A 2,490-nucleotide genomic window follows, 5' to 3' on the forward strand; every position below is an offset into this window, starting at 1 on the left:
CATTCTACTTGACGGTCACAGCACGTCGGCTTTTTCAAAACCTCTATATCAAAAACTTCTAATTTTTAATATATCTTTTTTATTGGTTCCTTCACTAAATTCCCTAAATAAATCTTCAGATTGACAGGCCGAAAAACTTTAAAAAATATAAAATATTAATTATGAGTTCAAATATTAAAGTTTAGTAGTTATTATGTTTTAAATGATTTACTCTTTGTATTTTTAGAACTTGAGTGGATAAACAATTTTTCATAATTGTTATGAAGGGAGAAAAACATCAAGATGAGCAAAACACTTATACTAACAGAAAAGCCTTCTGTAGCTAAAAATATAGCAGATGCACTAAAAATAAAAAGTAGACAGGATGGTTATTTTGAGGGCAACGATTATATTATCACATGGGCTTTTGGTCACCTATTACAGTTATTTGATGCAAAAGATTATGATGAGAAAATGGCAAAATGGAGAACAGAAAACTTTCCATTTATTCCTGATAAATTTAGATATAAGGTGAAATCAAATCAAAAAAATCGTGATAAAGAAGATTTAGGCGCAAAAAAACAATTGAAGATCATATATAGTCTAATTAAAAGAAATGATGTTACTAATCTTATATCTGCGTGTGACTATGATAGAGAGGGACAAATTATTGGAGATACGATCTTATATAAGATAAGACATGGTAAAAAGGTTTATCGTTTACTATTAAATGAGTGGACACCGAATGAAATACTAAAGGGTCTTAATAATATAATATCCAATGATGAGATGATTCCTTTAAGAAATGCAGGTATAGGTAGACAATGGGCAGATTGGACAATAGGAATTAACCTTACTTCTATGGCAACTTTAAAATATCAAGAGGGTAAAGGACAAGCACTTAATATTGGACGAGTTTTGCTACCAACTTTAAAGATTATTTATGACAGAGATAAAGAAATAGAAAATTTCGTTCCAGAAGATTATTTTAAACTAAAAGCATTATTTGCAACCCTATCAGGTAGTGAATATGAAGGGATTTATCATCTTAACAATGAGGATAAATTTAAAGATAAACAAATTCTAATGGATATTCATTCCCTTTTGTCTGGAAAAGAGGGAGCCGTATCTGAAAAAAACGTTGAGAAGAAAAATGAATATCCTCCCTATTTATTTAATTTATCCAATCTTCAAGGGTTTATTACGAACAAATATCAGGGCTGGACTTCGGACAAAGTTTTGCGGATTTCACAATCATTGTATGAGAAAAAACTAATTACCTATCCTCGGACCTCAAGCAATTTTTTGGATGAAAGTCTTGTTGAACGGGCAGAAAATGTTTTGAATGTTCTAAAAAAGGGACTGCCTTATGAAAGTGAACTGAGATTTACAAGAACAAAAAGGGTATTTAATAATGAGAAGGTTGAAAGCCACAGTGCCATTATTCCAACGTATTTAGTCCCTAAATCATTGACTAAAGATGAAATGATTGTATATAATGCTGTGAAAAATAGGTTCTTAATGCAATTTATGCCTATAGCGGAATATGAAGAGACTACTCTAACCACAATTGTAAATAATGTAGAGGGAGAATTTTTATCAAAAGGAAGGGTTCAATTAGTCGAAGGTTGGAAAAAGGTTGAGGAAATAGAAACAAAAGAATCCACTCTTCCATTTGTAGAAATTAATGAAAATGTCACTGTCAAAAATCATGAAGTAACAGCAAATAAAACTAAACCACCTAAATATCATACAGAAAAGACTCTATTACGAGTTATGGAAACTTGTGGTAAGAAGTATGATGATAGCGATGATAATGAAATCATGAATTCTATTTTAAATGGATTTAGTATTGGTACACCAGCAACAAGAGCAGAGACCATAAAAAAACTAAAAGATGTAGGATATATTACTACCCACAAAAAATATCTACAATGTACAGAATTGGGGAAACAACTCGTTGAAATGTTTCCGGTAAAAGAACTATTTGACTTAGGGTTTACCGGAAAACTTGAAAAAACCCTTCATGACATAGAAAAAGGTAAGCTTCGTAAAGAGGAATTTTTGAATTTTATTTTTGATTTTACGAATCAGGCAGTTGTAAAGATAAAAGAAGATCAAGGTCCTTCTTTAAAAAAGATTCCTAACAAGAATACTTATGAGAATCTTGGGAGTTGTCCAAATTGTAAACACCCTGTCATCGAAGGTGAGAAAGGTTTTGGCTGCAGTAACTGGAAGAATGGTTGTAAATTTGTCATTTGGAAAAATGATAAATATTTAGCATCTATGAAAAAGAAACCAACTAAAACAATGGTTAAAAGTCTCTTGAAAAATGGAGTCGTTTTGGTTAATGGATTAACAAGTAAAAAAGGTAAAAAATTTGATGCAAATTTACGATATGAAAAAAACTCTGAAAACGACTATTATAGTTGGAAGATGGAGTTCGATAAATAGTATTGGTATAGATAGAGATGGGTTAGTAAAAAACCCATCTTTTTTCTGTGAAAATAA

1 protein-coding gene is annotated in these 2,490 nt (G+C 30.7%); it reads left to right on the plus strand.

Translation table 11 applies throughout. The features are described 5' to 3' along the window. Positions 1–282: 282 nt before the first annotated feature. Positions 283–2,433, plus strand: coding sequence for a type IA DNA topoisomerase (locus COD11_RS13360; protein ID WP_098797398.1), 2,151 nt, complete (start codon positions 283–285; stop codon positions 2,431–2,433). Positions 2,434–2,490: the final 57 nt, after the last annotated feature.

The organism is Bacillus sp. AFS040349, assembly GCF_002577655.1.
GTDB lineage: Bacteria > Bacillota > Bacilli > Bacillales > Bacillaceae > Metabacillus.

What these genes read in the sequence shown, in the direction of transcription:
- COD11_RS13360 (WP_098797398.1), top strand. Translation starts at nt 283, where the DNA reads ATGAGCAAAACACTTATACTAACAGAAAAGCCTTCTGTAGCTAAAAAT.